The organism is Bacillus sp. JJ722, assembly GCF_036963345.1.
Taxonomy (GTDB): Bacteria; Bacillota; Bacilli; order Bacillales; family DSM-1321; genus Bacillus_AD.
Genome location: NZ_JBALMO010000348.1, coordinates 1 through 2,312 on the forward strand (window position 1 = coordinate 1; position 2,312 = coordinate 2,312).

Below are 2,312 nucleotides of genomic sequence, written 5' to 3' on the forward strand. Positions count from 1 at the left end.
GTACATTTCATTTCAAACTTGATAATACAATTACTTAACTTTAGCACCATTAGGTAACGATTCTGCCACAGATGCAAGTGCTAATTTACCATCTTCACTTCCAGCTAAAATCATTCCTTGTGAAAGTTCGCCTCTTAATTTAACTGGTTTTAAATTCGTTACACAAATAACTTTTCTTCCAACTAACTCTTCTGGTTTGTAGAATTGTGCGATTCCAGAAATAACTTGGCGTTTTTCGAAACCTAGATCAAGTTGTAATTTTAGTAATTTATCTGCTTTCTTAACAGGCTCAGCTTGGATGACTTCTGCTACTCGTAAATCTACTTTCATAAAATCATCAATAGTGATTTCATCTGCTAATTCGACTTTTTTCTCTTCTTTTGGTTCTTCTTTAGTTGGACTAGAACCTTGCATTTTCTCTTTAATGAATTCTACTTCTTTTTCAATTTCTAAACGAGGGAAAATTGGTTCCCCTTTATTCACTTTCGTACCATCAGGTATTTTGCCAAAGTCAGCTAAACTATCCCATGATTTTAGGGCTTCATCTTGAACATTAAGCTGAGCAAAGATTTTGTCAGGCGTTTGTGTTAAGAATGGTTTTAATAGAATAGCCGTTCTTCTTAAAGATTCGGCTAAATGAGCCATAACACTACCTAATTCATCATTTTTTTCTTCTTTCGCTAATACCCAAGGTGCTGTTTCATCAATAAATTTATTCGTGCGGCTAACTAACTGCCAAATGCTTGATAGTGCCACTGAGAATTCCATGGATTCCATTGCTTCTTCATACTTAGCAACTGTCTCTTTACTTGTTTCAAGAAGCTGTGCTTCAAATTCACTGTTAGAACCTTTATATTGTGGAATGCTTCCATCGAAATATTTTTGAACCATCGCAACTGTTCGATTTAATAAGTTGCCTAAATCATTTGCTAAATCAAAGTTTATTCTTTCAATAAAGCCTTCTGGTGTAAAGATACCATCTGAACCAAATGGTACTTCACGAAGTAAATAATAACGTAGAGCATCTAATCCATACTGATCAATTAAAGTTACCGGATCAACAACATTACCTTTTGATTTCGACATTTTTCCATCTTTCATCAATAACCAACCGTGAGCGAAAACTTTCTTAGGTAATGGTAAATCCAGTGCCATTAACATGATTGGCCAATAGATTGTATGGAAACGAACAATCTCTTTCCCAACAAGATGTACATCAGCTGGCCAATATTTATCAAACTTACTTTGGTCATCTGAACCATAACCTAGGGCTGTAATATAATTTGATAGTGCATCTATCCAAACATATATGACATGTTTGGGGTTTCCTGGTACTTTGATACCCCAATCAAATGTAGTTCGCGAAACAGCTAGATCTTCTAGACCCGGTTTAATAAAGTTGTTGATCATTTCATTCTTACGTGATTCAGGTTGGATAAACTCTGGATTCTCTTCGTAAAATTGCAATAAACGATCTGCATACTTACTCATTCTAAAGAAATAAGATTCTTCTTTTACCTTTTCAACAGAACGACCACAATCTGGACAGTTACCATTGCTTTCTTCTACTTGACGATCAGTAAAGAATGATTCACAAGGTGTACAGTACCATCCTTCATACTGATCTAAATAGATATCTCCTTGATCCACCAAACGTTTAAAGATTTTTGCTACTACATCCTTATGACGATCTTCAGTTGTACGAATATAATCATCATATGAAATATCAAGCTTTTTCCATAAATCTTTAATGCCGCTAACAATATTATCAACATACGCTTGCGGTGTAACTCCTTCTTCAGCAGCTTTACGTTGAATTTTTTGTCCATGCTCGTCTGTTCCTGTCAGATACCTAACATCAAATCCACGCATTCGTTTATAACGAGCCATTGCGTCGCCTGCTACTGTTGTATAAGCATGACCAATATGTAATTTTCCGCTCGGATAATAGATCGGTGTAGTAATATAAAATGATTTTTGATTATTCATGTTTTCCTCCTGTAAAATATAAAAATTTATCTTTAAATTAGGCAATTAACCTATCTTATGATTTTTTCAAAACCTATCTAAATAAGTTGTGCTATTAGAGGATTTCCCCATATATTTCTACATAAAAGTACTTATTCCATTATAGCAAGAAAATTGTACAATTCATCCATAAAAAGATTGTCAATCTACAATTTACGATTAGAGTAATTATAATGACAGCATTACCTTTTCATTCTATAATTTATACCTTAGATAGGAAAAGTTTACATAATTAATAACCAAGTTAGAATTTTTGCTATTATCCATACGAAATAGTATAATAA

At 33.5% G+C, this 2,312-nt stretch carries 1 protein-coding gene; it reads right to left on the reverse strand.

Translation table 11 applies throughout. The features are described from left to right. Positions 1 to 30: 30 nt before the first annotated feature. Positions 31 to 2,007 (reverse strand): methionine--tRNA ligase, encoded by a 1,977-nt coding sequence (gene metG, locus V7014_RS25770; protein WP_335511735.1) that lies wholly within the window; start codon positions 2,005 to 2,007, stop codon positions 31 to 33. Positions 2,008 to 2,312 lie beyond the last annotated feature (305 nt).